This window comes from Streptomyces sp. NPDC050743, from assembly GCF_044456925.1.
In the GTDB taxonomy this organism is placed as follows: domain Bacteria; phylum Actinomycetota; class Actinomycetes; order Streptomycetales; family Streptomycetaceae; genus Streptomyces.
Genome location: NZ_JBITGJ010000039.1, coordinates 62,361 through 77,269 on the forward strand (window position 1 = coordinate 62,361; position 14,909 = coordinate 77,269).

The following is a 14,909-nucleotide window of genomic DNA, read 5'->3' on the forward strand; positions in this document are numbered from 1 at the left end:
ACATCCGGGCATTCTTGACCGGCCGGACTCCCTCCTGGTTCGATCGGTGGCATGAAGCGACAGGACCTCACGCGGCGACTCCACGTCGACCTTGCGCGTGTTTCCAGCGCCTTCTGTCGCTGTCGGGTCTGAGCGCGCCCGAGGGAAACCCTCCCACCCGCTCCCTCTGTGACTTCCTTCCGTGAATTCCGGTCCCGGCTCATTTCCGTCGCGACGACGGCTTTCCCGGAAACGCCGCTCCAGCGTGCCTGAATTCCGCGGAGCTCATTCGTCCTGCCCGCGCAGCATTCTCCTGCCAGGAGTTCCCATGCCCGCATCCTCCGCATACCCCGGATCCGATCCCGTCCGCTTCGCCTACTGGGTGCCGAACGTCAGTGGCGGTCTGGTCACCAGCACCGTCGAGCAGCGCACCGACTGGGGGTACGAGTACAACCGCGAACTCGCCGTCCTCGCCGAGAACAACGGCTTCGACTACGCGCTCAGCCAGGTCCGCTACATGGCCAGCTACGGCGCCGAGTACCAGCACGAGTCCACCAGCTTCAGCCTCGCCCTGCTGCTCGCCACCCAGCGGCTGAAGGTCATCGCCGCCGTCCACCCCGGCCTGTGGCACCCGGGCGTCCTCGCCAAACTCGGCGCCACCGCCGACCACCTGTCGAACGGCCGCTTCGCCGTCAACGTCGTCAGCGGCTGGTTCAAGGGCGAGTTCACCGCGCTGGGCGAGCCCTGGCTGGAGCACGACGAGCGCTACCGGCGCTCAGAGGAGTTCATTCGCGCCCTGCGGAAGATCTGGACCGAGGACCACGCCGAGCTCGCCGGTGACTTCTACCGGTTGCGTGACTTCTCCCTCAAGCCCAAGCCGCTGAACACCCCCGAGCGTCCGCACCCGGAGATCTTCCAGGGCGGCAACTCCACCGCCGCGCGCGCCATGGCCGGCCGCGTCTCCGACTGGTACTTCTCCAACGGCAAGGACTTCGACGGCGTCACCGAGCAGATCCAGGACGTCCGCGCCTCCGCCGCCCAAGCGGGCCGCACGGCACCGAAGTTCGGCCTCAACGGCTTCCTCATCGCCCGCGACACCGAGGCCGAGGCCCGCGAGACGCTCCGCGAGATCGTCGCCAAGGCCGACACACAGGCCGTGCACGGCTTCCGCGACGCCGTCCAGCAGGCCGGTCCGTCCACCGGCGACGGCAAGGGCATGTGGCAGGACTCCACGTTCGAGGACCTTGTCCAGTACAACGACGGATTTCGCACGGGTCTGATCGGCACCCCCGAGCAGATCGCCGAGCGGATCGTCGCCTACAAGCGGCTCGGCGTCGACCTCTTCCTCCTCGGCTTCCTGCACTACCTGGAGGAGGTCGAGTACTTCGGCAAGCGGGTGCTGCCCCTGGTGCGCGAACTGGAGGCACAGGAAGCCGCGTCCGAGCCCGCCGCCGCCCACGCCTGACCGCGGCCCGCACACGAAACGACGAACCGAAAGGTCCTCCCATGGCCACTGTCCTGTCCGTCTCCGCAAGCCCCTCCGCCACCTCCCGCACCGCTCGGCTGCTGCGCCACCTGGACGAGCGGCTCATCGCCCAGGGGCACCAGGTGATTGCGCTGGACGTTCGTACCCTGCCTGCCGAGGCGCTGCTCGGGGCCGACTTCGGTCACCCGGCGATCGTCCGGGCCAGCGCCCTGTTCGAGCAGGCGGACGGGGTGGTGATCGGAACCCCCGTCTACAAGGCCGCCTACTCCGGACTGCTGAAGTCCCTGCTCGACCTGCTCCCGCAGTACGCCCTGGCGGGCAAGACGGTCCTCCCGCTGGCCACCGGCGGCACCATCGCCCACGTCCTGGCCATCGACTACGCTCTGCGCCCGGTGCTGGCCTCCATGGGCCCCGCGCACATCACGCCGGGCTGGTTCACGCTCGACAAGGACATCACGGTGGGCGAGGACGGCACGCTGAAAGTCGCGCCGGGATCGGCCGAGGCTCTGGCGCAGGTCACGGACCAGTTCTCGGCCGCGCTGGGCGGCCGTACGACGCTGCTGGCGGCCGCCGGATGAGCGCCGCGCACGTCATCGCGGACGACGCCGAGGCCCTCGCCGTGGCCGCGGAGCTGGCCGCGGACTTCCGCAAGGGCGCCGCCGAGCGGGACGCGCGGCGCAGGCTCCCCCACGCGGAGCTGGAGCGGCTGTCCGCCTCCGGGCTGCTCGCCGTGACCGTGCCCGCCCGGTTCGGCGGCGCGGACGTCCGTGCGGACACGCTCGCCGAGATCTTCCGACTGCTGGCCGCCGCCGACGCCAGCCTGGCCCAGATCCCGCAGAGCCACTTCGTGTACGTCAACGTGCTGCGCCGGCACGGGACCGACGAGCAGCAGGAGTTCTTCTTCGGCGAGGTACTGGCCGGCAAGCGGTTCGGCAACGCCCAGTCCGAGGCGGGCACCCAGCACGTCCAGGACATCCGCACCCGCCTCGCCCGGCTCCCGGACGGGTCGTACGTCCTTGACGGCGTCAAGCACTACTCCACCGGCGCGCTGTTCGCCCACTGGATCCCCGTCCTCGCCCGCACCGAGGACGACACCTTGCACGTGGCGTACGTCCCGCGCGACGCGCCCGGCCTCACGGTCGTGGACGACTGGGACGGCATGGGACAGCGCACCACCGCCAGCGGAACCGTCCGCCTGGAGTCGGTGCCCGTGCCCGCCGACCGCGTCGTGCCGCACCACCTCACCTTCCATGGCCCCCAACTCCACGGCGCGGTAGCTCAGTTGTTGCACGCGGCCATCGACGCCGGGATCGCCTCCGGGGCGCTGGCCGAGGCGGTGGAGTTCGTCCGTACGAAGAGCCGCCCCTGGTTCGAGAGCGCCGCCGAGGGGCACGCGACCGCCGCGGAGGATCCGCTGCTGATCCAGCGGTTCGGCGAACTGGCGATCAGGGAAAGGGCTGCCGAAGCGTTGCTTCGCGAGGCCGCCCGCGTGGTCGACGACGCCCGCGCCGACCTGACCGACGACTCTGCCGCCGAGGCCTCGATCGCGGTGGCCACCGCAAAAGTGACGGCGGCCGAGGCCGCCGTGGAGGTCGCCAGCGCCCTTTTCGAGGTGTCGGGCACCCGCTCGGCGCTCGACTCCCTGGGACTGCATCGCCATTGGCGCGACGCGCGCACCCACACCCTGCACGACCCTGCCCGCTGGAAGGTTCAGCACATCGGCCGTTACGTGCTCAACGGCACCAGGCCGCCCCGGCACGGCCTCCTGTGACGAACGCTGACGAACACCGATCGGAGCCCTCACGTGTCCCTCACCTTTCACTGGTTCCTGCCCACCAACGGTGACAGCCGCCACGTCGTCGGCGGCGGCCACGGCACCCCCGCCACGCAGTCCGGGCGCGACCGGCCACCGACGGTCGCCTACCTGAGCCAGATCGCCCGCGCCGCCGAGGACCTCGGCTTCGTCGGCGCTCTCACGCCGACCGGCGCGTGGTGCGAGGACGCGTGGCTGACCACCGCCATGGTCAGCCAGAACACCGAGCGTCTGAAGTTCCTCGTCGCCTTCCGCCCCGGCTTCGTCTCGCCGACGCTCGCGGCGCAGATGGCCTCCACCTTCCAGAGGCAGACTGGCGGACGGCTCCTGCTCAACGTCGTCACCGGCGGCGAGAGCCACGAGCAGCGGGCCTACGGGGACTTCCTCGACAAGGACGCGCGGTACCGCCGTACCGGCGAATTCCTGGAAATCGTCCGGGGGCTGTGGGAGGGCAAGAGCGTCGACCTCGCCGGCGAGCACCTCCAGGTCGAGGACGCCAGGCTGGCCCGGGTGCCCGACCCGGTGCCCGAGGTGTACTTCGGGGGCTCCTCGCCGATCGCCGGAGAAGTTGCCGCCAGGCATGTCGACGTCTACCTCACCTGGGGTGAGCCGCCCACCGCCGTCGCCGAGAAGATCGCCTGGATCCGGGGGTTGGCCGCCAAGGAGGGCCGCAATATCCGGTTCGGGATCCGGTTGCACGTCATCACGCGCGATACGTCCGAGCAGGCTTGGGCGGAGGCGAACCGGCTCCTGGACGGTTTCGATCCGGAGACGGTGAAGTCGGTGCAGGCCGGGCTCGCCCGCAGCGAGTCCGAAGGGCAGCAGCGCATGCTCGCCCTGCACAGTGGCGGAAGTCGCGACGGGCTGGAGATCCATCCCAACCTGTGGGCCGGTATCGGGCTGGTACGCGGCGGAGCGGGCACGGCTCTGGTCGGCAGCCACGAGGAGGTCACCGAGCGGATCAAGGAGTACGCGGCCCTGGGCGTCGAGGAGTTCATCTTCTCCGGCTATCCGCATCTGGAGGAGGCGTACTGGTTCGGCGAGGGCGTTCTGCCGAAGCTTCAGGCGCAGGGTCTGTGGCGGCACCCGTACGGGCAGCAGGTGGCCCCCGCCGCCCAGGTCCCCTTCGCCGGTGCCGGGAGCGCGCGATGACCCATGTGATCGCCGATGACGCCGAGGCGGTCGCCGTCGCCGCCGAGCCGGCCCGCCAAGTTCGCCCGCGAGGCCGCCCTGCGCGAGGCCGAACGCGTTCTGCCGTGCACAGAACTCGACGAACTGTCGGACCCCGGGCTGCTGGGCATCACCAGTCCCCCGCTCCCACGGAGGCGCCGAGGTTCGACGGCTTCAACCTCGTCTACGCCACCACCCCTGGCACCTTCGCCGACTTCGTCGACCTGGTCGTCCCGGAACTGCGCAGCCGCGGCAGGATCCCGGCCCCGTCCGGCGGCGCCACGCTCCGCGAACGCCTCCACGGCGCGGCCGGCACCAGAGATCGCGGCACCTTGATGCTCCGTGAGCGCAGCCATTCGCCGAGCGCTTTGGCCTGCGCGTCCAGCCGCAGTGTCGAGGTCGCGCCGGTCCCGAGCAGTCCTCGAATGAGGAAGTTGACCGCGCCCAGGTGGGGGAGTTCGTAGCGTGAGATCTCCAGTTCGCGCGTTTCGGGAAGAAGGCGCCGCAGCTCGTCGATGGTGAGGGTGGACTTGAGCCAGTCCCATGCCTCACGGTCGCGTACCCAGACGCCGAGGTTCGCGTCGCCGCCCTTGTCGCCGGAGCGGGCGTGCACGATCTCACCGAGTGGGGCGACGATGAGTTCGTCCGTCCGTGGTGCAGGCACCGGTTGCGGCGGGAGCGCCGGCTCGGCCCGCGGCGTCACCTCGCCACCGGTGTCGTCCGGGTTGCCGGGGGCGATGGTCTCCGTCGTGCCGTCGTGGTGATGGACCGTGTGATGAAGCGTCCGCTGGTCGAGCAGTGCGGGCCAGTAGGCACCGAACGCGGACCCCGGTTGCGGAGGGCCAAGGGAGTACAGCCCGGGGTAGCTGGACAGAGCCAGCTCCACCACGCGCGAGGAGAAGGCGCGCCCGGCGGCCTGCTGCGTCCCCTGCACGGTGATCCTGAGCAGCTCGGTTCCCGCGTTCTGGGTGTCGGGGTCGTGCTGGGCCTGCCCGATGCGCTCGACGGCGACCGCGTCGAGCCCGTCGGCGGCCTCGGCGTAGCGGTGGACGAATCGCTCGACCAGGGCGGCCTTCGCGTCGAGGTCCGTGCCGGTGAGCGCGAGGATCGCGCTGTTCGTCCAGCCTCCCACCCCTGTGATCGCGACCTTGGTCGTCTCGGGTGGCGCTGAGCCCCGCACGCCGCTGATCCGGACGCGGTCCTCGCCGAGGCCAGTCAGCGTGGCGGTGTCCAGGTGGGCGGTCACGTCCGGGTTGAGATAGGCGGGCTCACCGATCTCGTAGAGCAGTTGGGCGGTGACCGTGTCATGGGTGACCACACCGCCGGTGCCCGGGTTCTTGGTGATCACCGAGGAGCCGTCCGCGGCGATTTCGGCGATCGGGAACCCCGGCTCCACGAGGTCGGGCACGGTACGAAACCCGGAGAAGTTGCCGCCGGTCGCCTGTGGCCCGCATTCGATGACGTGTCCGGCGGCGACCGCGCCGGCCAGGGCGTCGTGGTCGTCAGGCGTCCATCCCCACCACCAGGCGGCCGGCCCGACGACCAACGAGGCGTCGGTGACGCGGCCGGTGACGACGATGTCGGCGCCGTTGCGGAGGGCGCGCGCGATGCCGAATCCGCCCAGGTAGGCGTTGGCCGTCAGCGGCTGGTGCGGCCAGTCCGACAGCGGCTGACCGGTCGTCAGGTGGGGCAGGGTATGGCCCGCTTGCCGCAGATCGTCGAGGCTGCCGAAGACGTCGTCGCCCTCGATGTGGGAGACCCGCAGGTCGTGACCGTGGCGTGCGACCAGTTCACGGGTCGCGGCGGCCAGCCCGGCGGGGTTGAGTCCTCCGGCGTTGACCACGAGCCTGATCCCGTTCGCGACGAGGTGCTCGAGCGCCGCGTCGAGGTGCTGCAGGAAGGTGGTCGCGTAGCCCTTCGTGCTGTCCTTGGCGCGCGCCTTGCCGAGGATCAGCATCGTGACCTCGGCGAGGTAGTCACCGGTGAGGACGTCGATGCCGCCCGCTCGGGCCATGTCGGCCATGGCCGATGCGCGGTCGCCGTAGAAGCCGGAGCAGTTCCCGACGCGGAGGGGACGCTGCCCCGGTACTGATGCTGACGTCATGCCGACTCTTTCGGTGTAGAGGTACCAAGACCGCCGGTGTTCTCGCCCCCGGTCCTGCTGACCCGTACCGTCCCTTCGAACCCCACCTCGCCGGAGGGGTGCTCCTCGACCAGCTCGAGGGTCATGCGGTCACCCTCGACCTGCGTCACCCGGGCGGTGTAGACCAGGTTGGCCGGCGCATAGGCGGGCTTGCGCAGGCGGTAGGCGACTTTCGTCACGCGCCACTCCGGTCCGAGACCCTCGGTGACGCAGCGCAGGGCGAGCGCCGCCCGCAGGTGGGAGTGCAGCACGACAGAGCCGTGGCCCTCCTCTCGTGCATAGCGGTCGTCGAAGTGGATGCGGTGCGGGTTCCAGGTGACCGCGCTGTAGCGGAACAGCTGAAAGGGCGTGGCCGTGTGCTTGAGCCGGGGGAGCATGTCCCCGGCCTGGAAGCTGATGGACACTACGACTCCTGCAAGGGGTTGCGCAGTACGACGGTGCGCCGGTTGCGATTGAGGACGGCACCCTCGGCGGACATGAACGTGTTGATGGTGGTGACGAACACGCAGGTGCCGGAGCGGGTCTGCTTGGGGGTGACCGCCTCCAGGGTGGCCTCGAGGACCACCTCCGTCCCCGCGGTCACGGGAGAGACCAGCTCCATCTCCTCGCCAGCGCCCATCACGCGCAGCCCCAGGGCGCCGTCACCGAGGGGTGTGTCACCGCCGACGGGGGTTCCGTCGGGCTGGAGCTGCGCCTCCGGGGTGCCGATGCCCCACTCCACGATCGCGGCGAGCATGTTCGGTGGCGCCACGACATCCGCGTACCCGGCCGAGCGTGCGGCCGCCGCGTCGTAGTGGACCGGGTCCGTGGCGCCGATGGTCAGTGCGTAGCGGCCGATGGTCACCGCGTCCAGCGTGCCGAGGCTCCGGCGTGTGAGGACAGCTCCGGTCCGCGGCTGGGTCTGGGCGTAGTACTCCGCCAGCGGAGTGCCGGGTTCAGGTGTGAAGGACATGCCGGGGATCCTCACCGTTGATCTGGGTGCCGGCTTCGCCGGCCGCATTCGCGTGGCCGGGAAGCTCCGCGAGAACCTCCCGTGTCGACCGGCCCAGCGGCGGCGCGGCCCGCAGCGGGTCCACCGGTGAGTCGCTGAGCCTCAGGGGGCATCCTGGGACCGGCACCCGGCCCCGGGCCGGGTGCTCGACGTACTGGATCATGCCGCGCTCGATCAGATGCTCGTCCGAGTCGATCTCGCGGATCGACTTCACCGGCGCGCAGGGCACACCGGCGGCCTGCAGGTCCCGCACCAGCTCGGCACGCGTCCGGGTCCTGGTGCAGGAGGAGACCTCTTCGTCGACCGCGTCGATGTGGGCGACCCGGTCCTTCTGCGTGCGGAACCTGGGGTCGTCGATCAGCTCGGGCCGGCCCAGTGCGGTCGCCACGCCGCGCCAGTGCCGCTCGGCGATGCAGATGATCGCCAGCCATCCGTCGCTGGTCCGGTAGATGTTGTACGGCGCGACCGCCATACCCGTATGCCGGTTCCCGGTGCGCTCGGGAAGCTGCCGTTCGGGGTGGTTGTGCAGGCCGCCGAGGCTGGATGCCAGCATCGGGTAGATGGTGTCGTGCATCGAGACCTCGACGATCTGCCCCCGTCCCGTGCGCTCGCGCTGGAACAGGGCCGCGCTGATCGCCCCGAACAGGTGGATGCCGCCGGAGAAGTCCACGAACGCGGCGCCGGCCTTGGTCGGCGGCCCGTCGGGCACTCCGGTGGCCGAGGCGCTTCCGGACATCGCCTGCACGGTGATGTCCATGGCCGACATGTGGGCGTACGGGCCCGTGGACCCGTAGCCCTTGCCGCAGGCCACGACCAGACGCGGGTTGTGTTCCAGGAGCCGCTCCGGGCTGAGTTGGAGGCGCTCCATCGTGCCGGGCGCGTAGTTCTCGATGAGCACGTCGGCGGTCCCGACCAGGTCGAGGAGCGCCTGGCGACCGGCGTCGGTCTTCAGGTCGAGCACCACACTGCGCTTGTTGGAGTTGAGCATCACGAACTCGTGGGACTCGATGGGCTCGTGCGAGCGGAAGCGCAGTGGCTCACCGCCGGGTGGCTCGACCTTGATGACGTCGGCGCCCAGTTGTGCGAGCAGAAGCCCGCAGTAGGGGCCGTTGTAGATCTGGCCCAGTTCCAGGACCCGGATGCCGTCGAACGCCGGTCGCATGGCTGCTCCTTTGCCGGTCAGGGCTTGATCACACCGGCGCCGCCGCCGTGGATGTAGGGGATCGGTCCGGTGCCCTGCGTCTCCGCCCCGGTCTCGGTCAGGTGCTGGAGGGTCACCGCGTCCATGACCGAGTGGAAGGTGCCGTCCTCGTTGAAGCTGACCTGCGCACCCTCGATCCAGGCCAGGGCAACGGTGTCCTCGGTGTTGTCCTCGGGGCAGTAGAAGGTGTGCACCGAGCCGCCGGGCTCGTACAGGTAGGAGCCCGCGGTCTGCGGCTGGTCGGGGTACTCGTGGTACAGCCAGCGGCCCTGGATCGTCCACACCTGAGCCGGACCGGTGTGGTAGTGGAGCGGCAGCTTGCAACCGGGCGCCAAGGTGGCCAGGAACACCCACTCGCCGCGCTCGGGGTCCAGGCGCAGCGTCTGGATGTGAATGCCGGGGCCGACGAGATCCTTGAGCAGCGGGATCTGGTCGATGTTGACGGTCAGGAGCTCACCCTGCGGCAGAGCGACCAGCGGCAGCGGGGCGCCGCTGCCGGTGATGGCCACGCCGGGAGAGACGGGTGCGGTCATGTTTCGGGCCTTTCGGTGCGAGTGCTGATATTCCGGGACATGCGATCACGCAAGGTGTCGTACGTATTTTCGTACGTCAGGCCGTATTTCCGGATGGCAGGGACGCTAAGGTGATCCACGTCTCTCTGACAAGACGTGTGCACGGACTTTTTTCGGGAGGGCGGTGCTAACATCGGCGCATGCCCGTCCGCCCGCATCGCACGGTCGACCGAGTGATCGGGATCCTCGAAGCCGTGGCCCTGAGCCCGCGGGGCGTGACGCTGGCTGAGCTGGCAGCCACCCTGGACGCGGCGAAGAGCTCGGTTCAGGAGCTGACCAACGGCCTTCTCGCTCGCGGCTATCTCATCGAGGACGACCGCCGGTTCCACCTCGGACCAGGGCCCTTCATCCTCGCCGCGCGCGCGAACAAGCTGGCCGCCCTTTCACTCGACCACAACTTGCTGGCCGAGTTGAGCAAGGTCCTCGGCTGCACTGTCCTCGCCGGGGTGCGCGTCGGGGACGCCCTCGTCTACACCGACCATGCCGGTCAGGAGTCACCCGGTCTGACGTTCGTCGCGCGCACCCACGCCCGCCGCCCCCTCTACACGACCGCTGCCGGCAAGACACTGCTCGCCAACGTCCCCGACGAGGAGATGTACCGGCTCCTGGAGCTGGCCAGCGCGGAGCAGGCAGGAGAGGTCCGGCAGTTCCTCGCCGAGCTCCCCGAGATCCGCTCCCGCGGACTCGCCTTCAACCGCGGAGTCACGTTCAAGGACGCCTTTGCCGTGGCCACGCCCCTGTTGGCATCCGACGGCAGTCCGATAGCGGCTATCAGTGCAGCGATCGACCCCGCAGACGCGGATCGTCTCGACGACGTCGGCGAAGAGCTCAAAAAGGCAGTCGCCGTTCTCGGCCCCCAGTACAAGCCCAACCGCGCTTGATCCCCCTGCGCAGGTGCGCGGCCCGGCTGTCGCCCTCCGGCGAGGTCCAGCCGTCGCGGCAGCGCCGGCGCAGGCCTCAGTAGATCTTCACCAGCAGGAGGGCCGTGTCGTCGGGGCGGTCTCCTGATGGCTGGGCGTAGGCGAGACGTGTGTCGGCGACGTCGTCCAGCGGGCCGGTGGCTTTGGAGAGCACTGCCGCGAGGTCGGCGAGGGCGGTTTCGTGGTCGCTGCCGGGGATTTCGATGAGTCCGTCGGTGTAGAGGGCCAGGAGGGTGCCGGGAGACAGAGGGACGTCGTGGTGGGGTACTCCGCCTTGGGGCCGACGCCCAGCAGAGGGCCTGGCGCTACGAGACCTGGCGTTCCGCACCTGCGGCACGGCAGCCACCACACGCTGGGACACCGGTACCGGTACGCGTCGTGGCCCAGCTCGCCGGCGAGGAGTTCCTCAGCCATATCCTCGCCCGACTCCCGTCCACTGGGTGACACAGCTGTGCCGGCGGCCCCGTCCACTCTTCCGGCGAAACGGTTGGGGCTGCATCCGCCGAGCTCACGTGTCAATTGCCGTCAGTCGCCCTGCTGCTCGGCCGGCCGCAGCCGAGCGCTCCACTTCTCCTCGATCCGGCCGAACTTCCACACGGCCAGGGCAGTAGCCCACGTGGCGAAGAAGAGGCCGACGATGACGAAGCCGATGATATTGAGGTCCAGGCCGCCGACCCAGTCCCAGAACGCGCCGTGCAGGCCGGCCTTGTCGGCGAGCAGGCCCAGCAGCTCGGCAGTGCCGATGATCAGCGCGACGGCGACAGATGGCCAGGATCCTCGCGCGCACCGGCATGCCGTATCTGACCCTCAGGCGAACGCCGGCGGCGAAGACCTCCGCCGGGTCCATCAGGCGCCATGAGCGACCGCATGTCGAGGATGCTGACCGGGACCTCCGCCCCCGCATGGCGCGGCGCAACCGGCGGCGAGCTGACCTTGGGGACGGTACTGGCACGACCGGAGGAGCGGGCTCGGGAGATTGCCGCGCAGGCCGAGGGCGACCCGAGAGAAGATCGTGGAGCTGACCGGGCTGCCGGACGGGCTCGACACGGCCGCCGAGGAAATCCGGATCACCCGCAAGACGCTGCTGGAGCTGCCGATCCGCAGTCGCCCGCGTCGCAGGCCCCGAAGCTGCCGGACCATCCGGCCTATCAGGAGATCATGGTGGTGTTCACCGCGGCCGATTCCCCGTTGCCGGCGCGGGCGGCGTGCGAGGCGATGGACGTGCAGATCGCGCCCGACCACGTGAACAACGTCCGCCTGAAGCTCAAGCGGCTGGCCGAGCGCGGGATTCTGATCGAGACCGAGCAGGGATTGTTCACCCGGCCGCGGCCGTAGCCGTCCATCGACCCACGGCCAGGCCGCCCGCGCCGGCCGAAATGGATGCAACTCCCCTCAGGGGATCTGCACCCATTCTCGATCTTCACTGCGTTGGAGGTATCGACGCCTCTCTGGCGGGCCCAATAGGATGCGGCGCTCAATTCAACCGCGATCAAGCAAGGAGGGGGCGCGGGATGCTACTGACGTGCCGGAAGTGTCGGCAGCGTGGAGTTGCCTTTGACGGGATCAAAGGACTGTGTCCGGTCTGTCAGCAGGAGAGCGACTTGTCGAAGCCGCCTCAGCGTCGGGGGCGCAACGACAAGGCGGCGTTGCTGGTCCAGTCCAAGGTGAGTCCCGGGCGGGTCTCGTTGTCGGGCCCACTGCTTATGGTACTGGCCGCAGCCGCGGTATCCATCGTCACCGAGGCCGTGCGGTTCTACGCCGAGCGCACGCGGGCCCACCAATGGGCCTTGGCCGCCGCTGACAACGGCTATGACCGGCAGGCTTTGCACAGCGCACTCCAAACGATCAACACCACGAGCATGTTGCGCTTCGTAGTCTTCATGGCAGTTCTGTACGCCTACCAGCGGTGGGCGCGCGCCGGCCACGCGAACGCCATGTCACGCGCCGACATCGGGCTGGGATGGATCAGGGCCCTGCCAGGCGGCCGCGGAGTCGTCTGGACCTACGGCGCGTGGTTCCTGTCGGTTTTCGCCGCGGTCTACGTCTCGTTCGTGACCAACTCCAACCTCCAAACGCCCGGCGACTACGAGACCGCGGCGAACGTCGACGCCGGCTACAGCCTGGTCCGAATAGCCCTGGCCGTCCTACTGAGCGTGTTCGTCGTGCAGTTGACCCTTGGGCTGAACAAGCTGCTGGCCACGCCGCAGACGGTGGACGTGGCCGATCGGCCCGTCGAGCTGCAGACCATCGACGAGGAGTAACGTGCCACGCCTGGCCGCAGCGCCGGGGGAGCGCGACCTGCGATGTTCCAGTTATCCGTAAAGGTGCAGTTCCCTGAAGGGATCTGCACCCAACCGAAATAGCAAAACGGGCATCAGCTCGCGTACCACCCTCTCAACACGCACCGGGCTGCCGGGATGTGTGGGTACGCAGCCGCACGCGACTGGCTGACTGGTGCCCGAGCCGCGCCAGCTCACGTTGGATTCGCCCATGGCCCCATCGCGGACGCTAGTCGCAGTACGAGATCCTTGATTGCCGCTGCGGTGGGTGGCCGACCGGGCGCCCGGGCGGTTCACCGGGTTCCTCCGAGGATGCCCCGGCCTTCAGGCCGGGGAGGAATCGGACTCCTGCGGAGCAGGGCAGGGATAGCTGGATCGCCGTCAGGGCGATCCGGCGTCCGCCCCGCACGGCGGTGACGTCGCCCACGATCATCGAGAGCTCTCAACTGTCAGTGCTCTCGGGTAGGTTCGGATGCATGACGACGGAGGCGACCACGAAGGACACCGGGCATGCCCGGTACACCTTCCGTGTGCGCCTGTCGAACACGGCCAGGCGCCGGCTCGAAGCCGAGTGGGATCGCTGCCGCTGGATCTGGAACGAATGCGTCGCGAAGTCCCAGCAGGTCCACGTGCAGGGCCGGGCGACGGGCGAGAAGGTGACCTGCGGTCCGGGGCAGTTGGACAGGATGCTGACCCAGGCCCGCGGGGTGACGCCGTGGCTGGCTGAGGGCGCGAGCGTGCCGCAGCAGCAGGTGATTCGGGACTTCGCCAGGTCCCGTGCCAAAGCGCTGAAGGACATCAAGGATCGGTTGCCGCAGCAGCGCCGGGCCCAGATGCCCCGCTTCAAGAAGAAGCGTGAGGCGCGGCCCAGCCTCAACTACACCAAGCGCGGTTTCCGCCTCAAGGACGGCCGCCTGCACCTTGCGGGCCAGATCGTGGTGACGGTGGTGTGGTCGCGGCCCCTTCCGGCCGACCCGTCGAGTGTGCGGGTGTACCAGGACACGCTCGGACATTGGTATGTGTCCTTCGTCGTTGCCGCGCAGAGTGAACCGCTCGCCCGCACGGGGCGCGTGCTCGGGGTGGACTGGGGTGTGAAGGAGACCGCCACCACCACCGACGACGCCTACGATCTCCCCCATGCCGAGCACGGCAGGCGGGCCGCGCAGCGGCTGGCGAGGTACCAGCGGATGATGGCCCGGCGCCGGCCTCCCAAGGGACAGCCCGCATCCGCCGGCTACCGCAAGGCCCAGGCCCAGGCGGCGAAGCTGCACAAGAAGGTGGCCCGGCAGCGTGAGGACACCGCCCGCAAGTGGGCCAAGTCCGTGATGCGCGGCCACGACGGGGTTGCGGTGGAGGACTTCAGGCCGAGGTTCCTGGCGAAGACGACCATGGCCCGCAAGGCGGCCGATGCCGCCATCGCCGCGACGAAGCGTGCCCTGTGCGAGATGGGCCGCAAGCACGGGCGGGAGGTCCGTCTCGTGCACCCGGCGCACACCACGATGGACTGTGCCACGTGCGGAGCGAGAACCAAGCACGCACTGCCTCTGTCGATGAGAACGTATGCCTGCACCGTGTGCGGAGCGGTGTCCCCCAGGGACAAGAACTCCGCCCGCGTGATGCTGGTCCGGGCAGGTTGGAACCCGGACGGTGCCGAGGGCGTAAGACCACCGGGGCCGCCGGCTCCGGTGGCGGCCTGAGCCGTAAATCCCCGCTCAGCCCTGGAGGGTGAGGCATCCCCTCCCTTCAGGACTCCGTTGGGAAATCCGTGAAACGGTGATGGTGAGTGTGCAGGCCTGCCATGATCGGCATGTTTGTCGATCGAGGGTGGGGTTGTATGTCGCTGGAGCCGCGGGCTGATCGCGGGGTGCCGGAGCTGACTGCGCGGGTGGTGCGGGCTTCGTTTCCGAAGGGGACGCTTGCGGTCCGTGTTCGTGAGGCGCTCGGTCCGCTGTTCGAGGACGAGTCCTTCGCCGAGGCGTTCCCCGGCCGGGGACGGCCGGCGGTCTCGCCCGGGGCATTGGCGCTGGTGTCGGTGCTGCAGTATGCCGAAGGGCTCACCGACCGGCAGGCCGCTGACCAGGTGAGGGCCCGGATGGACTGGAAGTTCCTCCTCGGTCTTGAGCTGGACGATCCGGGGTTCGACTTCTCCGTGCTGTGCGATTTCCGTGCCCGGCTGATCGAGCATGGTCTGGAGGAGAAGGTCCTGGACCTGGTCCTTGAGCGAATCTCCGGGATCGGGCTGCTGCGTGCGGGGGGCCGTCAGCGGACCGACTCCACCCACGTGCTCGCGGCGGTGCGGACGCTGAACCGGATGGAGTTCGTGGGCGAGACCCTGCGGGCTGCCCTGGAGGCCCT

General features: G+C 69.5%; 16 protein-coding genes and 1 pseudogene. 10 read left to right on the top strand and 7 right to left on the bottom strand.

Annotation, left to right across the window (positions count from 1 at the left end):
- Positions 1–51 precede the first annotated feature (51 nt).
- The 5 genes from ACIBJF_RS30485 to ACIBJF_RS30505 all read left to right on the top strand — a co-directional run bounded on the left by ACIBJF_RS30485 (position 52) and on the right by ACIBJF_RS30505 (position 4,430).
- Entirely contained in the window at positions 52–132 is an 81-nt protein-coding gene (locus ACIBJF_RS30485; RefSeq protein ID WP_351611030.1) for a putative leader peptide, read from the top strand.
- 175 nt (positions 133–307) lie between these two features.
- Complete coding sequence (gene sfnG / locus ACIBJF_RS30490; RefSeq protein WP_399178482.1) at positions 308–1,444, top strand: dimethylsulfone monooxygenase SfnG; 1,137 nt, start codon at positions 308–310, stop codon at positions 1,442–1,444.
- A gap of 41 nt (positions 1,445–1,485) precedes the next feature.
- On the top strand, positions 1,486–2,043 hold the full coding sequence (ssuE, locus tag ACIBJF_RS30495; protein WP_399178484.1) for an NADPH-dependent FMN reductase: 558 nt from the start codon (positions 1,486–1,488) through the stop codon (positions 2,041–2,043).
- Positions 2,040–3,236, top strand: a complete 1,197-nt coding sequence (locus ACIBJF_RS30500) for an SfnB family sulfur acquisition oxidoreductase (RefSeq protein ID WP_399178486.1) — start codon at positions 2,040–2,042, stop codon at positions 3,234–3,236. Before ssuE ends, ACIBJF_RS30500 begins: the two co-directional genes overlap by 4 nt.
- Before the next feature lie 33 nt (positions 3,237–3,269).
- A complete protein-coding gene (locus ACIBJF_RS30505) occupies positions 3,270–4,430 on the top strand; it encodes an LLM class flavin-dependent oxidoreductase (protein ID WP_399178488.1) in 1,161 nt (386 codons plus the stop codon).
- A gap of 202 nt (positions 4,431–4,632) precedes the next feature.
- On the opposite strand, the gene ACIBJF_RS30510 is transcribed toward ACIBJF_RS30505, so the two are convergent.
- The 5 genes from ACIBJF_RS30510 to ACIBJF_RS30530 are packed head-to-tail and all read right to left on the bottom strand — an operon-like array spanning position 4,633 to position 9,316.
- Positions 4,633–6,552, bottom strand: coding sequence for an acyclic terpene utilization AtuA family protein (locus ACIBJF_RS30510; protein ID WP_399178489.1), 1,920 nt, complete (start codon positions 6,550–6,552; stop codon positions 4,633–4,635).
- Positions 6,549–6,995, bottom strand: coding sequence for a MaoC/PaaZ C-terminal domain-containing protein (locus ACIBJF_RS30515; protein ID WP_365333767.1), 447 nt, complete (start codon positions 6,993–6,995; stop codon positions 6,549–6,551). Before ACIBJF_RS30515 ends, ACIBJF_RS30510 begins: the two co-directional genes overlap by 4 nt.
- Positions 6,995–7,543, bottom strand: coding sequence for a MaoC family dehydratase N-terminal domain-containing protein (locus ACIBJF_RS30520; protein WP_399178490.1), 549 nt, complete (start codon positions 7,541–7,543; stop codon positions 6,995–6,997). Before ACIBJF_RS30520 ends, ACIBJF_RS30515 begins: the two co-directional genes overlap by 1 nt.
- Entirely contained in the window at positions 7,527–8,744 is a 1,218-nt protein-coding gene (locus tag ACIBJF_RS30525; RefSeq protein WP_399178492.1) for a CaiB/BaiF CoA transferase family protein, read from the bottom strand. The genes ACIBJF_RS30520 and ACIBJF_RS30525 overlap by 17 nt, the downstream gene beginning before the upstream one ends.
- A gap of 17 nt (positions 8,745–8,761) precedes the next feature.
- Positions 8,762–9,316: a 2,4'-dihydroxyacetophenone dioxygenase family protein gene (locus tag ACIBJF_RS30530; protein WP_399178493.1), complete on the bottom strand. Its 555-nt coding sequence runs from the start codon at positions 9,314–9,316 to the stop codon at positions 8,762–8,764.
- A gap of 179 nt (positions 9,317–9,495) precedes the next feature.
- Here ACIBJF_RS30530 and ACIBJF_RS30535 point away from each other — a divergent pair, with 179 nt between their 5' ends.
- The gene (locus ACIBJF_RS30535) at positions 9,496–10,236 is read left to right on the top strand and encodes an IclR family transcriptional regulator (protein WP_399178495.1); all 741 of its coding nucleotides are present in this window, start codon (positions 9,496–9,498) and stop codon (positions 10,234–10,236) included.
- 76 nt (positions 10,237–10,312) lie between these two features.
- On the opposite strand, the gene ACIBJF_RS30540 is transcribed toward ACIBJF_RS30535, so the two are convergent.
- Positions 10,313–10,612 (bottom strand): SpoIIE family protein phosphatase, encoded by a 300-nt coding sequence (locus tag ACIBJF_RS30540; RefSeq protein WP_399178497.1) that lies wholly within the window; start codon positions 10,610–10,612, stop codon positions 10,313–10,315.
- Positions 10,613–10,800: 188 nt separating this feature from the next.
- Positions 10,801–11,040, bottom strand: a pseudogene (locus ACIBJF_RS30545) (HoxN/HupN/NixA family nickel/cobalt transporter); the annotation flags it as partial.
- A gap of 90 nt (positions 11,041–11,130) precedes the next feature.
- On the opposite strand from ACIBJF_RS30545, the gene ACIBJF_RS30550 reads away from it, so the two are divergent.
- The 4 genes from ACIBJF_RS30550 to ACIBJF_RS30565 all read left to right on the top strand — a co-directional run.
- Positions 11,131–11,610 carry a hypothetical protein gene (locus ACIBJF_RS30550; RefSeq protein ID WP_399178499.1) on the top strand — a complete coding sequence of 160 codons (480 nt, stop codon included), beginning with the start codon at positions 11,131–11,133 and terminating at the stop codon, positions 11,608–11,610.
- Positions 11,611–11,876: 266 nt separating this feature from the next.
- A complete protein-coding gene (locus ACIBJF_RS30555; RefSeq protein WP_399178501.1) occupies positions 11,877–12,536 on the top strand; it encodes a hypothetical protein in 660 nt (219 codons plus the stop codon).
- Between the two features lie 494 nt (positions 12,537–13,030).
- The gene (locus ACIBJF_RS30560) at positions 13,031–14,251 is read left to right on the top strand and encodes an RNA-guided endonuclease InsQ/TnpB family protein (protein ID WP_399178503.1); all 1,221 of its coding nucleotides are present in this window, start codon (positions 13,031–13,033) and stop codon (positions 14,249–14,251) included.
- Positions 14,252–14,388: 137 nt separating this feature from the next.
- A partial coding sequence (locus ACIBJF_RS30565; protein WP_399178504.1) for a transposase occupies positions 14,389–14,909 on the top strand: 521 nt, incomplete at its 3' end.

Coding starts and splice junctions, on each gene's coding strand:
- ssuE (WP_399178484.1), top strand. CDS start 1,486: ATGGCCACTGTCCTGTCCGTCTCCGCAAGCCCCTCCGCCACCTCCCGC.
- sfnG (WP_399178482.1), top strand. CDS start 308: ATGCCCGCATCCTCCGCATACCCCGGATCCGATCCCGTCCGCTTCGCC.
- ACIBJF_RS30535 (WP_399178495.1), top strand. CDS start 9,496: ATGCCCGTCCGCCCGCATCGCACGGTCGACCGAGTGATCGGGATCCTC.
- ACIBJF_RS30520 (WP_399178490.1), bottom strand. CDS start 7,543: ATGTCCTTCACACCTGAACCCGGCACTCCGCTGGCGGAGTACTACGCC.
- ACIBJF_RS30485 (WP_351611030.1), top strand. CDS start 52: ATGAAGCGACAGGACCTCACGCGGCGACTCCACGTCGACCTTGCGCGT.
- ACIBJF_RS30525 (WP_399178492.1), bottom strand. CDS start 8,744: ATGCGACCGGCGTTCGACGGCATCCGGGTCCTGGAACTGGGCCAGATC.
- ACIBJF_RS30550 (WP_399178499.1), top strand. CDS start 11,131: ATGAGCGACCGCATGTCGAGGATGCTGACCGGGACCTCCGCCCCCGCA.
- ACIBJF_RS30530 (WP_399178493.1), bottom strand. CDS start 9,316: ATGACCGCACCCGTCTCTCCCGGCGTGGCCATCACCGGCAGCGGCGCC.
- ACIBJF_RS30560 (WP_399178503.1), top strand. CDS start 13,031: ATGACGACGGAGGCGACCACGAAGGACACCGGGCATGCCCGGTACACC.
- ACIBJF_RS30510 (WP_399178489.1), bottom strand. CDS start 6,552: ATGACGTCAGCATCAGTACCGGGGCAGCGTCCCCTCCGCGTCGGGAAC.
- ACIBJF_RS30500 (WP_399178486.1), top strand. CDS start 2,040: ATGAGCGCCGCGCACGTCATCGCGGACGACGCCGAGGCCCTCGCCGTG.